This is a genomic window from Nocardia sp. NPDC004604 (assembly GCF_040609795.1).
GTDB lineage: Bacteria > Actinomycetota > Actinomycetes > Mycobacteriales > Mycobacteriaceae > Nocardia.
On the sequence record NZ_JBEXLC010000036.1, the window covers coordinates 47,349 to 65,253 of the forward strand.

Sequence of the window (17,905 nt, forward strand, 5' to 3'; positions counted from 1 at the left end):
TTCCGACTGTGCCTCCCGACCCAGAAAACGACGGGCCGGGCAGACGTCACCAGCGGTAGTGCGCGAAGGCCCGGTTGGACTCGGCCATCTTGTGGGTGTCCTCACGGCGCTTCACCGAAGCACCGAGACCGTTGCTGGCATCGAGGAGCTCATTGGCCAGCCGCTCGACCATGGTCTTCTCGCGGCGCGCGCGGGAGTAGTTGACCAGCCAGCGCAGCGCGAGGGTGTTGGAGCGACCGGGACGAACCTCGACCGGGACCTGGTAGGTGGCGCCACCGACGCGGCGGGGCTTCACCTCCAGGGCAGGCTTGACGTTGTCGAGCGCGCGCTTGAGGGTGACGACCGGATCGGTGCCGGTCTTCTCGCGCGCCTGCTCCAGCGCGCCGTAGACGATGCGCTCGGCGGTGGACTTCTTGCCGTCCAGCAGGATCTTGTTGACCAGCTGAGTAACCAGCGGCGAACCGTAGACCGGATCGTTGATCAGCGGACGCTTGGGTGCGGGGCCCTTGCGTGGCATATCAGCTCTTCTCCTTCTTGGCGCCGTAGCGGCTGCGGGCCTGCTTGCGGTTCTTCACACCCTGGGTGTCGAGCGAGCCGCGGATGATCTTGTAGCGAACACCGGGGAGGTCCTTCACACGACCGCCGCGAACGAGCACCATCGAGTGCTCCTGCAGGTTGTGGCCCTCACCCGGGATGTAGGCCGTGACCTCGACCGCGCTGGTCAGGCGAACACGCGCGACCTTGCGCAGCGCGGAGTTCGGCTTCTTCGGGGTGGTGGTGTACACGCGGGTGCACACGCCACGACGCTGCGGGCTCCCCTTGAGGGCCGCGGTCTTGGTCTTGGTGACCTTGTCGCGACGACCCTTGCGGACCAGCTGGTTGATGGTTGGCATAGACCGGCTTTCCTTAATTAGTTAACGCGGTGTCTGGAACTTCATGTCTGTGTCATCGAGTCTTCACCCGCACGTCCGACCACGTTTCTCGCGTCCCGAGGTCGGGCGTGTCGCACGCAAGACATAGTCCGAATTCCGGGCACGCCGGAAAGGTCGGCCGCTCTCGCTGGCCTACGTTTGCGCACGAACTTGCCCGCATGCTTCCGGGCACAGCGATCCACGATACCCGTGGCCTCGACACATGGTCAAAGTGGGGTCGGCCGACGCGGCCGAAAGGCCACTATCACCGGCCGGGCTACCTGGCCAGATTCAGGGTCAGCTCGACCAATTTCTGGGCGCCGGCACACGGATCGGGATGGCCGCCCGGTCGATAGTTGATCCACCAGCCGATGATGCCGGTATCGGCGGCGCCCGCACTCACTCCGCACGAGTCGGGATCGTTCGGACGCGTCGTCTTCAGACCGCGCCGCCCCTGCACGGTGATGTTCTCGGTGTTGTAGCCCAGCTTGTCGTTATTGGACTTCTCGTTATTCAGTGAGCCTTCCTCGTACCAATTGAGGGTGACCATGGCCGAGCCGCCGGGTGCATCCTCGACATCCCACATGCAGACCGCGCCGTTGAACGACGACGAGACGACCTTCGCATTGCCCACCGCCGAACCGATCTGGTCGAGCCCGACCACCTCGCATTCGCGCAGCAGCTTGTCGAAATTGGTATTGACGGTGGTGGCTCCGCTGCCGCCCGCCGGATGCGCCGAACCCTTGACGGTCTTACCGCAGCCACCGGCGGTCAGCGCGACCGCGCACACCGTGGCGGCGACGGCCGCGATCCGGAGGCCCGGACGTGAACTCATCTGTGCTCCCCTCACTGCAACCGCTGCACGGTCAACTCGGCCAGCTTGCGGGTCCGGTCACACGGATTGCCCTGACTGGAGAACAGTCCGTAGGACATCGACCATTCGAAGAAGTCGTCATCGAGCTGCACCGCGAGATCGCAGACCGCGCCACTGGGGTCGAGCGCCTGGAATCCCTTGCGACCGCCGACATCGATGGTCTCCGGATTGCGACCGACATTGGAGACCCAGGCCTTCTCGCGATCGATCGGGCTACCCCGATACGACGCGAAAGTGACACTCGGCGAGGCGAGTCCGGCGGCCTGGAAGTTGCAGCCGACCGAGTTCCGATACACCCGCGCAAGCTGGGTCAGTCCGGCGATATCGCGGACCTCTTGTTCGGTGACATGGCCACATTCACCGACGAACGGGCCGAGCGCGGCGACCTTCGGCGGCGGACGCAACGGGGCGTTGGAGGAATCGGAGTCACCGTCCGAGCCGCAGGCCGCTAGCGTCAATGCCAGGGCCAGACCGGTGACGATCGCCGACGGGATCCGCATGCCGTGAACAATACCGGCGGAACCCGGGGTGCAGCCCGCTGTGCGGTGCGGGCTGCACCGACCGGGCTGGTTCAGAGGTTGCCCCTGGCGGCCTGTTCGCGTTCGATCGCCTGGAACAGGGCCTTGAAGTTGCCCTTGCCGAAGCCGAGGGAGCCGTGGCGTTCGATGAGTTCGAAGAAGACGGTGGGGCGGTCGGTGAGCGGTTTGGTGAATATCTGCAGGAGATAGCCGTCCTCGTCGCGGTCGACCAGGATGCCGCGGCTTTGCAGTTCGCGCACCGGGACGCGGACATGGCCGATGCGGGCGCGCAGTTCGGGATCGGAGTAGTAGGTGTCGGGTGTTTCGAGGAATTCGATGCCCTCGCGGCGCAATACGTCGACGCATTCGAGAATGTCGCTGGTGGCCAGTGCGATGTGCTGTACGCCGGGGCCGCGATAGAACTCGAGGTATTCGTCGATCTGGGAACGCTTCTTACCCACCGCGGGTTCGTTGAGCGGGAACTTCACCCGATGATTGCCATTGGCCACCACCTTGCTCATGAGCGCCGAGTACTCGGTGGCGATATCGTCGCCGACGAATTCGGCCATATTCGTGAAACCCATGACCCGGCGGTAGAACTCGACCCACTCGTCCATCATGCCCAGCTCGACATTTCCGACGACATGGTCGATGGCCTGGAACAGCCGGGTCGGCGTGCCGGGGCGCGGCTGATGGCCGGAGCGGCGGGTGATATATCCGGGCAGATACGGCCCGTGGTACCCGGAGCGGTCGATCAGTGTGTGCCTGGTCTCACCGTAGGTGGCCAGTGCCGCCGACCGGACGGTGCCGAATTCGTCTGTGTCGTCATGTGGTTCGGCGAGAATCGTCGCGCCGTGGGTGCGCGCCCATTCGATGCAGCGGTCCACATCCGGCACCTCCAGCGCGATATCGACGATGCCGTCGCCGTGCCGGTCATGGTGGGCGACCAGCGGGCTGTCCGGTGCGACCGCTCCGGTGATGACGAATCTGGCCGCGCCGCTGCGCAGCACATAGGCCTTGTGATCGCGGTTGCCGGTCTCCGGGCCCGAGTAGGCCTCCAGCCGCATGCCGAAGGCGGACTCGAGGAAGTGGGCGGTCTGGGTCGCGTTGCCGACCACCCAGACCAGCGCGTCCCAGCCGATGACCGGGAACGGATCGACGGCGTCATCGTGATCGACCAGCCCGACGAGCCTGCGCAGCTCACCGTCGGTGGGCAGCGGGCCGCTGTGTCGCTGGGAGTTCGGCAGGTGCTCGATGGTCATGATCCAAGGAAATCGCCGCCCCTGCGGATAGGCAACATCATCGATTTTCGATAGACACTGTGGTGAATTCGGCTAGGAACTCACCCTTGATGCTGGACAATTTGAATAGCATCAGAGCGACCAGCACCACGCCGGTCGCGCCCCGAACGGAGGCCGTCATGTCGCGCACGCCCGCGAAACTGGATGAACTCGATCTCGCCATCCTCACCGCGATGCACGAGTATCAGAAGGCGGGCATTCTCGAACTGTCCCGGCGCACCCGGGTCGCGCGGGCCACCGTCCAGTCGCGCATCGGACGAATGGAGGAGTCGGGCGTCATCGCCTCCTATGATCCGCAGATCGATGTCACCGCAGCGGGTTTCGATGTGCAGGCCTTCGTCACGCTGGAGATCGCACAGGGCGCGCTGGATGCCGTGGCGGCCGAACTCGATGCGATTCCAGGGGTTTTGGAGGCATACGCGACCACGGGCTCGGGCGATGTGCTGTGCCGGATCGGCGCGGATTCGCATGCCGGGCTGCAGGCGGTGCTGTTGAGTATCGATCGGACGAGTTCGGTGGTGCGTTCGCACAGCGTGATCGTGCTGTCGACGGTCATCGCGCACCGAACGCTGCCGCTATTGCGCACGCTGACACCGACCGGGACCACCAAAGCGCCCGCCTACCGGGACAACCCGGAGCGCTGAACCCATCTAGGCTCGTATTCCTGTGTCACCGAGTACGAGATTCCGATGAGCGAGCCTGCCGAATCCAACACCGCCACACCCCATGCCCGCGCCACCTGGGCCGAGTTGTTCTTCGATTTGGTCCTGGTCTTCGCGGTCACCCAGACCGCGCATGTGCTGGGCTACCACACCTCGATCGCCACCCTCGGCCACGCCCTGGTCCTGCTCGCCCCGCTGTGGTGGGGCTGGGTCGGCGTCACCATTCTGGTGAATACCGTCGAGGAGACCAATGCCCAACGTCTCGTGCTGTTCGGCTGCGGGCTGTTCATCTACTTGATGGCGGTGGCGGCGCCCGCGGCACTGGACCAACCACGCGGGGCCGCAATGGTTTTCGCCGGTGCGCATCTACTGTTGCGCATCGTGCTGTTCATCGCCGTCACCCGCACGCACGGCTTCGAGACCACCATCAATCCGTTCAGCATCGGATTGGTCACCGCGATAGCGATTTTCGCGAGCGCGCCGCTGCCGGAACATACCCGCATCTGGGTCTGGACCGGGGCGCTCATCGTGCAGTTGGGCGCACCGCTGCTGTACGGCAGGGCCGTGCGCAACCGGGCGATCGGGGTCTCGCATCTGGTGGAGCGGTTCGGCCTGTTCATCATTATCGCGCTGGGTGAATCGGTGGTCGACGCGGGCGCGCAGGCCGCATCGAACGACCTCGATCCGCAGGTGGTGACCACGCTGGTGCTGGCCTTCCTGGTGGGCGCAGGGCTGTGGTGGATCTATTTCCATCGCTCGGCGCGATTGCTCGAGCACGCGCTGACGACCATGCCCGCGCCCGGGTTGATCGTGCGAGATGTGCTGAGCTATGGGCATTTGGGGCTGGTGGCCGGACTGGTCGCGGTGGCGGTCGGGCTGGGTCATGCGGTGGCCGATCCCGGTCACATCGCGCACGGTGTTGCCGCCGCACTGGCACCGGGCGGCGCTGCGCTATTCCTCATGGCGCTGGTGGTGAATCGGTGGCGAATGCTGGGCAATGTGGCCACGACCCGCATTGCGGCGGCGCTGGGTTTGATCGTCGTCGCGCTGGTGTCGTCGCTGCTGCCCGCCATCGCCGTGGTCGGACTCACCGCGGCGGTGCTGGTGGCAACCGATATCGCCGAGCAGATGGTGGCCGGACCCGGTCAACCGTTGCCCGTGGTCCGGGTGCGGCGGCAACCGCGCTCGATGTAGCACCGGGCAGGTAGGCGCAGTCAACGCCGTCCCGGCCGACCTCGTCAGGGTCGCAAATCGGCGCCCACATCGAGGATTTCGACGCTCGGCTGCTTATCCGCCTCCAGGAAGCCGACCAGCGCATAGGCCTCGGCATCCACCGCTGCGCGCTCCGCGGCCGTCCACTTCCTGGTCGGCGTTATGCGCAGTCGGGCGACGCCCTTCGCCAGGAAGATCTTGTAGAAACCCGCGAGGAAGCCATCGACCAGTACCGGTGAAACCGCGGCGGCGAATGCCCGCAGCGGCGGCGCCGCGCCATCGGGCACGATTCGCGACCGATCCTGATGGGACAGGATCGCGTTGTCGTACCAGCCGAGCAGCCGGACCGGAGCGGGCACATCCGCATCGGCGAGTTCGCCGTCGGCGACGTCGTAGAGGGTGCGGCCGCGTTCGTCGGTGTAGGTGCGCAGGCGATCGCCGAGTTGTGTCACGGCGGCCTTCATACCGGTCAGCTTCGACCAGGTCTGCATATCCATGGTGCTGGCCGGGCCGAAGGCGCGCAGATAGCGAAAGACCAACTCCGCCAGTGGATAGCTCGGATCCAGCGGTGCGCCGAGCCAGGGTTCGACACGCGACCACACCGGCCTGCTGTTGTCCTTCCACTTGCCGCGCGGCGGGGTCTGCAGCACGGGCAATTGGTACAGCCAGGTCTGCAGCACCGCACCGGCATCGCGATCCGGGTAGATCGCCGCGGCCTCGGCGCGCAGATCGGCCGCCGACATCGGCTCATCGCCCAGCGCCGCCTCGCCGTGTTCGCGCACCTCATCCGGATCCAACCCGACCATTGCGCCGTAGTTGAAACCCTTTCGGAAGGGTACCTTTTCGAGTTCCGGCTGAATATGCGGCGCAATACGCAGCGCGTCCGGCGGCGTCACCAGATGAATTGTGCCGCGCATCAATGTGATCCGCACCAGCGAGCGATCCTCCAGCCCGGCCGAAACCGTCGCCGGATCGAAATCCGCTATGCGACTCCACAATCCGACGAACGGCGGCGGCGAATCCTGCGCCTGCAGCCCGACCAGACGCTCACACATCTCGAACACAGTCAGCGTCGAACGCTCCAGCAGATGCTGACGCGTGAGCAAGGTCCGATTCAGTACCCGATTGGACAGCATGATCAGCGCAGGGTGACGACGACCTTGCCGGTGGCGGTGCGATTTTCTAAAGAGGCGACGGCCTCGGCGGCGCGCTCCAGCGGGTAGCGCACGGGCTCCGGCGGGGTGATCTTGCCGGAGGCCAGCAGCGGCTCGACTTCGGCCCACTGTTCGGTCAGGTAGCCCGGATGGGTCATGATCCATTCGCCCCAGGCCGCACCGGTCACCTCGACGTTCTTCAGCAGCAGTCGATTCACCTTGACCGTGGGGATCTCCCCCGCGGTGAAGCCGACAACCAGCAGGCGACCCGCCGAGGCCAGGCTGCGGATGCTGTCGGTGAACCGGTCGCCGCCGACCGGATCGAGCACGATATCCACACCGCGACCACCGGTGAGTTCCTTGACCGCGGCGAGCCAGCCGTCGGTCAGCACCACATCGGTGGCGCCGTTGGCGCGCGCGACCGCCGCCTTCTCCTCGGTACTCACCACCGCGATGACCCGGCCCGCACCCAGCGCCGCCGCCATGCGCAGCGTCGAGGTGCCGATGCCACCGGCCGCACCGTGCACGAGAACGGTCTCCCCCTCGGCCAGTCTGCCGCGGTTGCGCAGGCAGAAGTGCACGGTCAGATCGTTGAACAGGATCCCGGCCCCGGCCTCCAGCGATACGTTGTCCGGCAGGCGGAACACCATCTGCGCCGGTACGACCGCCACCTCGGCCATGGCATTGCCGAGCAGCGTCAGCGCGACCACCCGGTCGCCCGCCTCGACGTGCGCGCCCTCCGGGGCCTCACGCACGATCCCGGAGATTTCACCGCCGACGACGAACGGCAACTCCGGCTTCATCTGGTACAGACCGCGCGTCATCAGCACATCGGGAAACGCCACCCCGGCCGCGTGCACGTCGATGACCACACTGCCGGGATATGCCGCGGGTTCGGCAATCTCGACGACCTCGACCGCTTCCGGCCCCTCCAGCTTGCTGACCTGGGCTGCGCGCATATGCCGACCTCTCTGTCCACTCGGCGACACTCAGACCATCACCGACGCCGTAACCAACCTAACCGCCCCCATCGACCCCCTGTCCACACCACCCGTTTTTGCTATGCTGACCGCGACCTGAGGTGGGGACGAAGGGGGAGTTTTCCGTGGCGGACACCAATGACCCGGGGACATTGAAAGTCGACGCGGGCGCGCTACAGACCTTCGCCAAAAGTCTTGGCGACGAGGCGAGCGGCATCAAAAAGCTCAATGCCGGTGACGGCTTCAATGCGGCGATCAACGCATTGCCCGGCACCCAATTCGGCGCCGCGGTGCAACCGGCCACCGATATCGTCAACCGCAGCCTGACCCGAATCGGCGAGCGCCTCGAGAAGATCGCGTCGATCACCCACAATGTGGCGGGCGCCTTCGAAGTCGCCGAGGCCGACTTCACCAACAACCTGAAGACGATCGGGCTGCAACTGCCATGACCCTCACCATCGACGATGTCGCCAAATGGGAGCCCGACCACCTCACCACCGCCGCGAACAATGCGGGCAAGATCTCGACGGATCTGGATACCGCGGTCCGCAAGGGCACCGAAGACACCGCGAAACTGGGAACCGACAAGACGTGGTCCGGCGTGGCCGCTACTGCGGCCGATACCCGGATGGAGACCGAAAAGACCGGCGCTTCCGCGGTGAGTCAAGCGGTGCACGATCTCCAGACGGCGTTCACCGCCGAGGTGGACAACCTGAACAGGGCCAAGCGGAGCGTGCTCTCGCTACGCGATCTGGCTACCAGCCCGACCTGCCCGGTCCCTGGCACGAAGACCGAACCGGGCTTCCATGTGGCTTCGGACGGCACCGTCGACGCCAATGACCGAATCGCCTGGTACAAGGCGAATCTGAGCGAGTCCGAGGCCAACCAACTCACCGATAAGGCCACCCTGGACGCTGCGTCCCGGCAAAGGGAAATCGTCAACGCGCTGGCAGAGGCAGAACGCGTGGCTGATCGCGCCAAAGACAAGGTGACTGAGGCCGTCGAGAAACTCCAAACCTCCTACGACGGCCTCGGCGACCCGAATGCCGTTGCGCCGCAGACACAGCACACCAGCACAACACCGACCTCCACCACCACCTCCACACCCAACACGGGCAAGCCCAGTTATGTGTCGAGCAACCACAACGGCAGCGGCTCCGGATCCCCTTCCAGCTCGCTGTACTCCGGTGGTACGAGCTCGAGCGCACCAACCGGGGCGAAGCCGTCCGGCGATGTGGCCAAGTGGATCGAGGATGCGAAAAAGGCGCTCATCGCTATGGGTTACGACCCGAAGGATATCGATGAGAACGCGATCGCACTGATCATCCAGCACGAATCGGCTGGCGATCCGTACGCCGAAAACCGCTGGGATAGTAACTGGGTGGCCGGACATCCGTCCAAAGGGCTCATGCAGACCATCGACAGCACTTTCAACGCCTACAAAGCGCCCGGCCACGACGACATCTGGAATCCGGTCGACAACATCATCGCTGGGGTTCGGTACTCGATCGACACATACGGATCGCTCGGCAATGTGCCAGGTGTCGCGGCGGTCAATTCCGGTGGCGCATACCGCGGCTACTGACGGCGAGCGAACAAGACGTCATCGACTGTTGGCGAACAAGGCGTACTGTGCCGCTGCCCTCTGCTGGGTCTCCCACAATCGACGGCCCAGGAGCAATGCGACGTAGCACCGGTAGGTGACGAAACACCGGAACTGCGCGTCGGACGATTGCGCCGAATAGTCCTGGACACAGGCCGTATTCGGAACGTCCTCGGGTGGATCCACCGCACGGCGATCAACCGCCGCACCCAATTCCACCGATTCAGCGACGAATACGGTTGCGGCCGCGTCGTCTCGGGTTCGGAACACCAGTACGCTCGGCGTCATCGCGACCCGATCCACGCCAGCGCGCTGCAACACCGGGAATCGTCCGCCCTGATCGAGGATGTAGTTCAGATAGCCACGCGCGGTGTAGACGACCTCGCCTTGACCATCGGGTTCCGGAACGACTCCACCAGCATGCAGAGCACGAATGAGGACGCTATCCGGATCCTGACGAAGGGTATTTAATTTGCCGATCGGCGTTGGTACGAATTTGTCCAGTTCCGGGAGTTCCGCGTCGAGGTATTTCTGCGTCATCTCGGTCAGCCGAGTGAGATCCGCTGACCGAGCATCCGCAAGGACGCTCACCACGTAAACCCCGTGCGCGGTCGTACTGCCGAGCGTAGGAACCGCCGGTCGCCAGTGCGCGCTAGATGTCGGATATTTGGGCAGCGTGACCGCGACATTCTCTGGACTGAGCCCGAAATCCACGGTATCGAGTTCCTTAGCCGCGGCCTCTGCCGCCGTCGCATCCGGAAACCGAAGCACCGTTATCACCAGACCCTCCCGCTCGTGACTACCATGCGTGGCTTTGGTCAGAGGGCGCGAGTCGTCGGCGGATCCAGTCGAGAACCCCACGACGAAGTCGTATTTCTGCAGTACCGGTACGACGGCATCGGCCAAGTAGAAGGTCACCGACCTCGCCTCGGTGTGTGCGGCCGCCGCGGCTCCACCGGTGTACTTGCCGTCCACCTCATGTGGGCTCAGCACCGCATCCGACATCCGGGCGGCCTCGAGGCGCCGGTATCCGAGATCGCTCAGACGTGACGACAATTTGGGTGGCGATGTCGGCAGGGCACCAACATCGAGTGTGCGCACGTCGATTTCGGCGGCGACACCGCTGCCGTGCACAGTCGCACCACATCCGGATACGACGATAACGGCGGCAAGCGCAGCGACCGTGCGCAGAGCTGAAAACATCCGGCCGCGCTTCATCGGCTCACCTTGGGGAGATTGTCGAGAATGTTCTGCAGGATCTGGCGCGCGCCGAGGCACCGCAGCTCGGGATGTTCCCCGACCGAGGAACCCGCAACCGAGACCGTCACCACCTCGGACGGACGGCCGTCGGTGGCAGGGCGGTATACCCCATGCCGAGTGCACGAGGTCGACTTCATCTCGGCCTCGTCGACATCGACCGTATTCCCGCCACCGAAGTCGAAATGAATCGGTTTCTGCTCGTCGGGCGGAGTGTGCGTCCAGAGGTACACGGTGACTGTGTTCGCAGCAACCCACTTACACGTATGCAGCAAGTCCGGAGCCCCATGAACCAGTTCGCCGATCGATAATTTCAAGGTGATGGTGTCGACCACCGCACAGGGGTCGTGCCGTGCCAACGAACCACGAAAGTTCTGCAGCTGCGGCACTTTGACAGTGAGATTACGAGCCAGCTCTGCCGCGGCTTCGTCCGAGATTCGGCAAAGTTCGTCGGCCGATCCCTGGTGCGCAGCCCCCACACGCACGACGATTCCGAACTGCGGGTCGGCGGCAGCGGGCAACAACGCCCGGTCGCACTGATTGTCTGCAGCCGCAGGGTTTTCGAGCACCGGAACTCCGCTGACTTTCCTGCTGCTGTCTCGAAATCCATCGATCCGCTCGACGTCCACGGTGATCGAATACCCACCTGCAGTCGCATTGCAGGATCCCCAATCGCCGAAGGCCGGTTTCCGCTCCCATTCCCCCAGGGAATCGACCAACGGATCGTTCATGGCGGCGCACACATCGATCGACCGCAGCTTGGTCATGTTGAACCCGGCAAGCGGGTTCGGTCTATCGGGGTCCGACCCACCTCCGCTGAGCGCGACCGCACCGGTCACGGCCGCGAGCAGAACCACCACTCCCATGAGCGCACCGATCGAGACCCGCTTGCGTTTGCGCCGATCCGATCGGTTCGCTGACCATGCCTCGAGCTGCCGGAGTTTCTCATCGAAGCTCGGACCGGCCCCCGGGCCGATGGTGTCGTCGGCGCCGACGATCTGCGTCGCTTCCGGATCGGTGAGCAGCGCAGACAGTTCCGCGCCCTGTGCGCGCACAGCCCCATGGACCGCGGCGGACCATGGATGCGCCTGGGGCGGAAGCGGTCCCAAAAGTCGAGGATTTCCGCCGGGGTAGGGCGGGTTTTCGGGTCCTTGCGCAGACAGGGCTCGACGAGGTGACGCACCTCCGGAGGGAGACCGCTGAGGTCGGGCTGGGTGTGCACGATGTTGTAGAGCGTGTGCGGCAGGGAAGATCCGGCGAAGGGGCTCTTGCCGCCCGCTGTCATCGCTAGAACAGCGCCAAGGGAGAAGATGTCGCTGGCGGGGGTCAGCGCCTCGGATTGCGCCTGCTCGGGCGACATGAAGGCGGGTGAGCCGATGATCGAGCCGGTATGGGTCAGTTCGGATCGGCCTTCGACGGCACGAGCGATACCGAAGTCGATGACGCGCGGACCATCCTCGGCAAGGATAACGTTGGCGGGCTTGAGATCTCGATGGATCAATCCGACGCCGTGAATCGCGCGCAAAGCAGAGGCAAGGCCGACGGCGAGGGTCCGCACTTGCGCGGATGGTAGCGGCCCATGGTCTTGCACCGCTTTGTCCAAGGGCACACCAGGTACGAAAATAGATGCAAGCCAAGGTGTTTCAGATTCGATGTCGAAGTCGATCACGGCCGCGGTGAAAGCGCCCGATACCCGCGCGGAGGTTTGCACCTCCCGACGGAAACGCGGCAGGAAGTCCTCTTCGGTAATCAGGTGCGCGTGCACCTGTTTGATCGCGACCAAGCGGCCATCGGGACCGACGCCGAGTAGCACCCGACCCATGCCACCTGCACCGAGCTGACCCAGCAGTAGGTATCTGCCGATGCGGGCGGGGTCACCGGGCTGCAGCTGCGTCACCATCAGGATTTCCTCAATCTGTCGACAACCCCACGGAGTACCGATTCGGTTGCGGCACAGGCAGCCTCGACAGCCGTTCGGTCTGCGGGTACGACCATTACGGTGATCAATTCCCCCCGATCTTCGATGGTCGGGCGTACCAGGTGAATTGTTGTGCAAACGCCACTGCTGGTGGTGATGCGCGTCGAGGCGAGACCGCCCAGCTTGCCACCGTCCACCACAAAGTTGCGATACCTCGAATTGTCGTCGACCCGTGGTTCCTCATCCGTCCGGACAGTGATGAGACCGAAATTAGTGCCCTTCCATGAGCAGGTGTGTACGTTTTCCGGCGACGGCTCGGCTGTCGATCCCATCGTGGCTGCAATGACCGTTGGATCGACCGAAGTGCAGGGGTCCATCGGCACAACCGACTGCTTCGGCGGACTGACGCGCGGTGGATCGGTTACCAATCGCGTGACAACAGCTCTCAGGGCCTGCGCGGCCAACTCACAGACATCCCCGTCCACCAGGCTGATCTTCAGCTCGACACCGACGAATGGTTTGGCGCGAAGCGCGATACCGCGGGCGCACGACTGTGTTTCGGTTGTTGTATCGAGTACCGATTTGCCCGCAACCGAGGTGCCGGTTTCGTTGCGCGATCCGGCAAGTACGGTCCCAACGCTAACCGTCATGGCGGGCTTCTTGCCATCAGCGGTCGCGAACTGTGTACTGCAGACAGAGGAATTCGTCAGCTTGGGTCTTAGCGGTTGGCCGAGCGTACCGACTACATCGGAGCCGAGCAGTTTGCACGAGTCGACCAGCCGCAGTTGATCATCGGACAAATCGACAGACTTGTTCGCCAGTGGATCCGGTGTGGGCTCGGTGCGAGTGAGCAACACCGCCGTGGTACCGCCTGCCATCAGCAACGTCACCGCAGCCGCGGCAATTGCGCATCGAGCCGGACGCCTTGGCTTTTCGGGATCGGGGACCCGCCCGTCCAGCGCCACCCACCGTTCCGCATCGGCCCGCGCCTGCGCGATCTGTTGCCGCACTCCGCCCGACCAGCTGGACTGGGCGGTCACAGCATCGACCGATTCGAGCAGCTGAGCGGGCGTCGGGCGATAGGCGGGGCGCTTATCGAGGCACGCATCGAGCACCGGGCGCAATATCGTCGGCACTCGGCTCGTGTCGGCCCGGTTGTGCACTACGTTGTACAAGGTCTGCGGCGGCGACGCCCCGAGGAATGGGCTCTGTCCGGTCGCGGCGAACAACAGCATGGCACCGACGGAGAACACATCACTGGCGGCGGTGAGCTGTCGGCCTTCTGCCTGCTCGGGCGACATGAAGGCGGGTGACCCAATGAGCGAGCCGGTGCTGGTGAGCTGGGGATCCCCCTCCAGCGCCCGGGCGATGCCGAAGTCGATGACCCGCGGACCATCCTCCGCGAGCAGCACGTTGGTCGGTTTGAGGTCGCGGTGCACCATGCCGGCGCGATGAATCTCCATGAGCGCCGATGCCAGTCCCGCAGTGAGCAATCGGAGCCCACCCAATGGCATCGGGCCGAATTGGTCGACAGCGTCGCGGAGCGCTGGGCCCGGTACGAAGACCGAGGCGAGCCACGGCTCGGGCGCATCCGGATCGGCATCCATGACCGCAGCTGTGTATGCGCCGGTGACGCGCTGCGATGCCTGGACTTCCAGTCGGAAACGGGCGCGGAATTCCTGGTTCTGAGCGAGGTGGCGGTGGATCATCTTGACTGCTACGAGCCGTCCATCCGGCGAACGCCCGAGCAGCACCCGCCCCATCGCACCCTGCCCGACTACGGCGATCAAGCGGTGGCGACCCGCCATCTGCGGATCATGCGGCCCCAATGATTTCAACCCCGCCCCTCCCCTCGGTCCTGCTCGGGATAGTACCGGCGCGATCGCCGATCGGCCCCCGCGGCGGAGCGCTCAGGCGAAGCTCTTACCGCGTTCGGCCAGGGCGGTGCGGAGTTCGGCGATGGCGGCCGGGCCGACGCCGTGTAGGGCGGCGACGTCGCGTTCGGTCCAGCTGGTCAGGTCGGACAGGTGCTGGATGCCGGCGGCGGCCAGGGCGCGCTCGGCGGGTTTGCCGAGTTTGGCGGGTAGGTCGGAGTCGGGGGCGCTGGTCACCGGGCACCACCTCTCATCGAATCGCTGCGCGGTGCTGCACTCATTGCCCGTCCTGCTCGGCGGGACCGACAAGTGAGAGTAGAGGCGGCTCGACGCGAGGGTGTGACGTACGCCCCGTAAAGTCGTCTCAGAACAGCAGCGTAAAAGAACGCGGCACACCGTGCAGCGCGAGGAGCACCAGTGTCACTCGATCAGCCACTCGCCCCGCTTCCCCAGGAGGGCATGGGGTTTGCGTCGGCGTGGCCCATCCGGGCTGGCGATGTAGATCCGTACAACCGCTTGCGGTTCGACGCCGTCGCACGCTACCTGCAGGATATTGCCTGGGAGCAGCTGCAGCAGACGAATCTGCATACCACCGATCCGACCTGGATCGTGCGTCGTACGGTCATCGACGTCATCCGGCCGATCCTGTGGCCCGACGAGGTGCGGCTGCTGCGGTGGTGTTCGAGTATGTCCACCCGGTGGACGAATATGCGGGTCCGCGTTACCAGCGCCAACGGCGGATTGATCGAGACCGAGGGCTTCTGGATCAATATCAGCGAGTCCAACAACATGCCGGCGCGGATCAGCGATGAGGGCCTGGCCTATCTGGCCCAGACCACCAATGAGCACCGCCTGCGCTGGCGGCCCTATCTCATCGACGCCACACCGCCGGAATCGGATACCGATATGCCGTTCCCGGTGCGGGCCACCGATATCGACCAGTACAACCACGTCAACAACGCCTGCTACTGGCAGGCGGTGGAACAGTTCCTGGTCGAGTACCCCAAGCTCGTCGCGGGCCCGCATCGCGCGGTGATCGAGTACGTGGCGCCGGTACTCGCGCGTCAGCACGTCAGCGTGCGCAGCCGCTATGAGCCGGGCGATCGCTCCGGGCGGCCGGTACTGCGGTTGTGGTTCGTGGTCGGCGGCACGACCACCACGGTCGTGCGCATCATGCCCCTGTAAGAAACCGGCTCCGTTCACTGGGAACGGAGCCGGTCGCCGGTTCAGCCGCGCGCGGCCTTGAGCAGATCCTCGCGGGTGGTGAACTTGACCCGCGGACGTCCCGCGGCCTTGCCCGCGGATTTCTCCGCCGTATCGATCGCCTTCCAGCCCGCGCGGTCGACCAGATCGGCCTGCCGCTGCGCGAGCAGTGCCTTCAGTGCGGCCCGATCGGCCTGTGGCGCACCGAGTCTGCCGGTGCTGAAGTCGGCGAGCAGCTGCTCGACGGTCTCCTCGGAGTCGATGCGGTTGGACCCGATAACACCGCGCGGACCGCGCTTGATCCAGCCGCTCACATAGACACCGGGCAGCGGGACACCGTCTTCGCCGATTACCCGCCCGTGCTCATTGGGAATGACCGCGCGGCGCTCGTCGAAGGGCAGACCCTTGATCGGTTCGCCCTTGTAGCCGATCGAGCGCAGCAACAGCCCGGTCTCGAGGGTTTCGGTGCGGTCGGTCGCGCGCGCCACCAATTGGCCGTTCTCACTGACCAATTCGTTGTGCGCGAACTCCACCGACTCGACGTGCTCGGTACCGTGCAACGCGGTCGGCGAGGTCAGGTAGCGGAAGACGATCCGCTTGTTCGCCGGATCGCGGCGGCCCGCCGCGAACTCCTCGGCGAGGGTGTACTTGAGCTGCAGTGACGGCTCGACCTCCGGATCGTCGAGCAGCGCCTGGCTGGCCGGGTCGAGCGCGAGGTCGGCCTCGTCGACGACGATATCGACGCCCTTCAGATGCGTGAGCGCCAGGAACTCCGGCGAGGTGTATGCCGCCTGCAGCGGACCACGCCTGCCGAGCACGACCACCTCGCGGATATTGCTGGCGCGCAGCGCATCCAGGGCATAGTCGGCGATATCGGTCTTGGCGAGTTCGTCCGGATCCACCGTCAGCACGCGGGCGACATCGAGGGCGACATTGCCATTGCCGACGATCACCGCGCGCTCGGCGGACAGGTCGAAGTGTCGGTCCGCAAAGTCGGGGTGGCCGTTGTACCAGGCGACGAACTCGGTCGCCGAATGGCTGCCGGGCAGATCCTCACCGGGCACGCCGAGGCGCCGGTCGGAGGATGCGCCGACGGCATAGATGACCGCGTGGTGATGGGCCAGCAGTTCCTCGTGCGTGATGTGCGTACCGACCTCGACATTGAGGTAGTACTGCAGCGTCTCGCGACGGAACGCCGACTCGAACAGGCCCGAGACCGTCTTGGTGCCCGGGTGGTCGGGGGCGACGCCCGCGCGCACCAGCCCCCACGGCGTGGGTAGCCGGTCGAACATCTCGACCTCGACATCGCAGCGCCGCAGCAGCTCGTCGGCGGCGTAGCAGGCGGCGGGCCCCGCGCCGACAATGGCGACGCGCAGGGTGCCGAGCTCCTTGGGCGGACGTGCCGGCGTGACGATCGGATCGAAGTTCGATTCGAGCGGATGCCGTTGGAAGTAGGCGGCATTGATGTCACGGAACCTGGCCAGTGACGCGGTCAGATCATCCTCGGAGAAGATGGCCTCAACCGGGCACGCGTCGACGCAGGCACCGCAGTCGATACAGGTGTCGGGATCGATGTAGAGCATTTCGGTGGTCGCGAACTCCGGCTGATCCGGGGTAGGACGAATGCAATCGACCGGGCACTCAGTGACGCAGCTGGCGTCGTTGCAACAACGCTGCGTGATTACGTAGGCCATATTGTGCAGATCCTCGAAAATGTACGTGGGTTGTAGCCACCCAAGGGGTCAGGTGTGGGCGGGAGCGTCACCGCCGCGGAGCCTGCGGGGGGTGCCCCAGGGGGCGCCGCGTTGTGATGCCGCTTTCAGTTTGCCTCGAGTGTGGTCGAGGCCTCTCTTCCGCTAGGCCTTACGGTATCTGCATGGTGCGGACTCTGATCCTCATGCGGCACGGTAAATCGGCCTACCCCGACGGTATCTCGGATCATGAGCGCCCGCTCGCGCCACGCGGTCAGCGTGAGGCCGGCCTGGCCGGACAGTGGTTGCGCGATACCCAGCCACCGATCGATGCGGTGCGGTGCTCGACCGCCACGCGCACCCGCGAGACCCTGGCCGCCACCGGCGTCACCGCGCCGGTGGTCTATGAGGCGGGCATCTATGAGGCGTCGCCGCGCACGCTCATCGAGTTGATCCAGCTCAGCGATGACGATGTCGAGACGCTGCTGGTGATCGGGCACGCGCCCGGAATGCCGTGGATGGCATGGGAGTTGGCGAGCAACCGGGATTCCGATCCGGCGATCGAGCTCAGCAGGAAATTCCCCACCTCGGCACTCGCGGTGCTCGAATTCGACCGGCCGTGGGCGCAGGTGGACGAGGGCACCGGCGATCTGGTGCGCTTCCACATCCCGCGTTGAGCACGGGCTCGGCGTCGTCAGCGCAGTAGCTTGCCGCCGACGACCACAACGACGCCGAGGACGACGAGCA

General features: G+C 65.1%; 19 protein-coding genes. 6 read left to right on the top strand and 13 right to left on the bottom strand.

What is annotated here, in order from left to right; translation table 11 throughout:
* Positions 1–46: 46 nt before the first annotated feature.
* From rpsG to hppD, 5 genes are all read right to left on the bottom strand, one after another.
* On the bottom strand, positions 47–517 hold the full coding sequence (rpsG, locus tag ABZW16_RS15675) for a 30S ribosomal protein S7 (protein WP_040739280.1): 471 nt from the start codon (positions 515–517) through the stop codon (positions 47–49).
* A gap of 1 nt (position 518) precedes the next feature.
* Positions 519–893, bottom strand: a complete 375-nt coding sequence (gene rpsL / locus ABZW16_RS15680; RefSeq protein WP_067527016.1) for a 30S ribosomal protein S12 — start codon at positions 891–893, stop codon at positions 519–521.
* A 295-nt stretch (positions 894–1,188) separates the two neighbouring features.
* Positions 1,189–1,746: a DUF3558 domain-containing protein gene (locus ABZW16_RS15685; protein WP_354956316.1), complete on the bottom strand. Its 558-nt coding sequence runs from the start codon at positions 1,744–1,746 to the stop codon at positions 1,189–1,191.
* Between the two features lie 11 nt (positions 1,747–1,757).
* Positions 1,758–2,285, bottom strand: coding sequence for a DUF3558 domain-containing protein (locus tag ABZW16_RS15690; protein ID WP_354956318.1), 528 nt, complete (start codon positions 2,283–2,285; stop codon positions 1,758–1,760).
* Positions 2,286–2,356: 71 nt separating this feature from the next.
* Positions 2,357–3,565 carry a 4-hydroxyphenylpyruvate dioxygenase gene (gene hppD, locus ABZW16_RS15695; protein ID WP_354956320.1) on the bottom strand — a complete coding sequence of 403 codons (1,209 nt, stop codon included), beginning with the start codon at positions 3,563–3,565 and terminating at the stop codon, positions 2,357–2,359.
* 158 nt (positions 3,566–3,723) lie between these two features.
* Between hppD and ABZW16_RS15700 the strand changes: the two genes are divergently transcribed.
* Positions 3,724–4,248 carry an Lrp/AsnC ligand binding domain-containing protein gene (locus tag ABZW16_RS15700; protein WP_354956324.1) on the top strand — a complete coding sequence of 175 codons (525 nt, stop codon included), beginning with the start codon at positions 3,724–3,726 and terminating at the stop codon, positions 4,246–4,248.
* A gap of 45 nt (positions 4,249–4,293) precedes the next feature.
* Entirely contained in the window at positions 4,294–5,460 is a 1,167-nt protein-coding gene (locus ABZW16_RS15705; RefSeq protein ID WP_354956325.1) for a low temperature requirement protein A, read from the top strand.
* Between the two features lie 44 nt (positions 5,461–5,504).
* Here ABZW16_RS15705 and ABZW16_RS15710 read toward each other — a convergent pair whose 3' ends face one another.
* Together ABZW16_RS15710 and ABZW16_RS15715 are read right to left on the bottom strand one after the other, a co-directional pair.
* Entirely contained in the window at positions 5,505–6,617 is a 1,113-nt protein-coding gene (locus tag ABZW16_RS15710; protein ID WP_354956355.1) for a winged helix DNA-binding domain-containing protein, read from the bottom strand.
* Positions 6,617–7,591 carry an NADPH:quinone oxidoreductase family protein gene (locus tag ABZW16_RS15715; RefSeq protein ID WP_354956327.1) on the bottom strand — a complete coding sequence of 325 codons (975 nt, stop codon included), beginning with the start codon at positions 7,589–7,591 and terminating at the stop codon, positions 6,617–6,619. Before ABZW16_RS15715 ends, ABZW16_RS15710 begins: the two co-directional genes overlap by 1 nt.
* Positions 7,592–7,737: 146 nt before the next feature.
* Here ABZW16_RS15715 and ABZW16_RS15720 point away from each other — a divergent pair, with 146 nt between their 5' ends.
* On the top strand, positions 7,738–8,061 hold the full coding sequence (locus tag ABZW16_RS15720; protein WP_354956329.1) for an ESX-1 secretion-associated protein: 324 nt from the start codon (positions 7,738–7,740) through the stop codon (positions 8,059–8,061).
* Entirely contained in the window at positions 8,058–9,197 is a 1,140-nt protein-coding gene (locus ABZW16_RS15725) for a transglycosylase SLT domain-containing protein (RefSeq protein ID WP_354956331.1), read from the top strand. Before ABZW16_RS15720 ends, ABZW16_RS15725 begins: the two co-directional genes overlap by 4 nt.
* A gap of 18 nt (positions 9,198–9,215) precedes the next feature.
* On the opposite strand, the gene ABZW16_RS15730 is transcribed toward ABZW16_RS15725, so the two are convergent.
* The 5 genes from ABZW16_RS15730 to ABZW16_RS15750 form a co-directional block, all read right to left on the bottom strand.
* Positions 9,216–10,433 (bottom strand): hypothetical protein, encoded by a 1,218-nt coding sequence (locus ABZW16_RS15730; RefSeq protein ID WP_354956333.1) that lies wholly within the window; start codon positions 10,431–10,433, stop codon positions 9,216–9,218.
* A complete protein-coding gene (locus ABZW16_RS15735) occupies positions 10,430–11,338 on the bottom strand; it encodes a hypothetical protein (RefSeq protein ID WP_354956335.1) in 909 nt (302 codons plus the stop codon). The genes ABZW16_RS15730 and ABZW16_RS15735 overlap by 4 nt, the downstream gene beginning before the upstream one ends.
* Complete coding sequence (locus tag ABZW16_RS15740; RefSeq protein ID WP_354956337.1) at positions 11,308–12,372, bottom strand: serine/threonine-protein kinase; 1,065 nt, start codon at positions 12,370–12,372, stop codon at positions 11,308–11,310. The genes ABZW16_RS15735 and ABZW16_RS15740 overlap by 31 nt, the downstream gene beginning before the upstream one ends.
* Positions 12,372–14,198 (bottom strand): serine/threonine-protein kinase, encoded by a 1,827-nt coding sequence (locus ABZW16_RS15745; RefSeq protein WP_354956339.1) that lies wholly within the window; start codon positions 14,196–14,198, stop codon positions 12,372–12,374. Before ABZW16_RS15745 ends, ABZW16_RS15740 begins: the two co-directional genes overlap by 1 nt.
* Positions 14,199–14,300: 102 nt before the next feature.
* Positions 14,301–14,501, bottom strand: coding sequence for a DNA-binding protein (locus tag ABZW16_RS15750; RefSeq protein ID WP_354956341.1), 201 nt, complete (start codon positions 14,499–14,501; stop codon positions 14,301–14,303).
* Between the two features lie 180 nt (positions 14,502–14,681).
* On the opposite strand from ABZW16_RS15750, the gene ABZW16_RS15755 reads away from it, so the two are divergent.
* Positions 14,682–15,449: an acyl-ACP thioesterase domain-containing protein gene (locus ABZW16_RS15755; protein WP_354956343.1), complete on the top strand. Its 768-nt coding sequence runs from the start codon at positions 14,682–14,684 to the stop codon at positions 15,447–15,449.
* Between the two features lie 41 nt (positions 15,450–15,490).
* On the opposite strand, the gene ABZW16_RS15760 is transcribed toward ABZW16_RS15755, so the two are convergent.
* Positions 15,491–17,161: an FAD-dependent oxidoreductase gene (locus tag ABZW16_RS15760; RefSeq protein ID WP_354956345.1), complete on the bottom strand. Its 1,671-nt coding sequence runs from the start codon at positions 17,159–17,161 to the stop codon at positions 15,491–15,493.
* Positions 17,162–17,343: 182 nt separating this feature from the next.
* Here ABZW16_RS15760 and ABZW16_RS15765 point away from each other — a divergent pair, with 182 nt between their 5' ends.
* Entirely contained in the window at positions 17,344–17,835 is a 492-nt protein-coding gene (locus ABZW16_RS15765) for a histidine phosphatase family protein (protein ID WP_354956347.1), read from the top strand.
* Positions 17,836–17,905: the final 70 nt, after the last annotated feature.